General features: G+C 71.7%; 1 protein-coding gene. It reads left to right on the top strand.

Annotated elements, in window-relative coordinates; all coding sequences use genetic code 11:
- Positions 1–997, top strand: a 997-nt coding sequence (locus ACFXKA_RS43095) for a PQQ-binding-like beta-propeller repeat protein (protein WP_379431928.1), incomplete at its 5' end; no start/stop codon positions are given.
- Positions 998–1,161 lie beyond the last annotated feature (164 nt).

The raw sequence follows: 1,161 nt of genomic DNA, 5'->3' as shown, positions 1-1,161 counted from the left end.
CGCGGAGCCGCTGCTGGGCGCGTCGAGCGGTATGTACATCCCCGGCGACGCCACCAACCCGGTGATCTACGGCGACTCGGTGCTCTCCACCGAGGGCGGCATGGTGCGCTCGCGGTCCGTCGAGGACGGCACGGTGCGCTGGCAGCAGCCGCTGAAGGGTGAGGGCACGGTGCGGCTGGCCAATGTGGGGGAGGCGATGGCCGGCGGCGGAGTCGCGTTCTTCACCACGCGGGGTGAGGGCACCGAGGTGCACGCCTTCGACGCGGAGACGGGCAAGCCGCTGTGGAAGCGCGCCCTGTCGACGTATGTCGGGGCGGAGGTCGGCTACGGAGGCTTCGGCCCCGACGCCTTCGCGGGCGGTCGGCTCCTCGCGTCGACGGAGGGCGGCCTGACGGGGTTCGACGCGCGTACGGGCAAGCCGACGCCGTACACCGTGCCGGGCGAGGACGGGGGCGACTGCGTGAGCGTGCGGGTGCGGGGCGGCGAGGTGCTGTGCGGGATCGAGGGCGGGGGCAGCGTGGCCCTGGACGCGGAGACCCTGCTGCCGATCGACACCGGACAGCCGGGGTTCGACTCGGATCTGCGGCCGCAGGACCTGGTGACGGTGGGATCGCGCACGTATCTCCTCGCCCCCGACAGCCGGAGCACCCGGATGGAGCTCGTCGACACCTACGAGGGGGCCGACCCCACGCCGCGCACGGTGGGGACGTTCCCTCCCGCGCCCAAGAACGGGCAGTACCTGCCCTCCGAGGCGTCGGTCGTCGGCGACACCGCCGTCTTCCTCGACAACGAGTTCCTCTACACGCTGCCGGTGGCGGGGAACGCCCGGCAGGGGACGAGATCCCGGATCGAGGGCGCGCCCGGCAACCGGGCCGACAGCGGTCTCGGTGACGGCGTCGACGGGCAGGTCTGGGAACCGGAGCTGATCTCGGTCGGTGGGGTGGTGTTCCTGATGTTCCACGACGGGACGGTGCGTTCGACGGAACTGCCGGGATGAGACGTGAGTGTGTGTCAGTGAGATTCATGTGCCGGTGAGGTTCGTCCGATGAGGAGTTGACGCCGTGCTCGGCCCGCTCGATGCCCACGCCCCGTACGACGCCGTCCCATACCGGCTGCTGGCCGGCCTGGGATCCGGCGGCATGGGCACGGTCCATCTGGCAC

The sequence above is a fragment of the Nocardia sp. NPDC059228 genome (assembly GCF_042754245.1).
Classification (GTDB): domain Bacteria; phylum Actinomycetota; class Actinomycetes; order Mycobacteriales; family Mycobacteriaceae; genus Nocardia.
The sequence above is the reverse complement of the archived record's forward strand: the minus strand, read 5'-3'. Positions and strand labels throughout refer to the sequence as shown.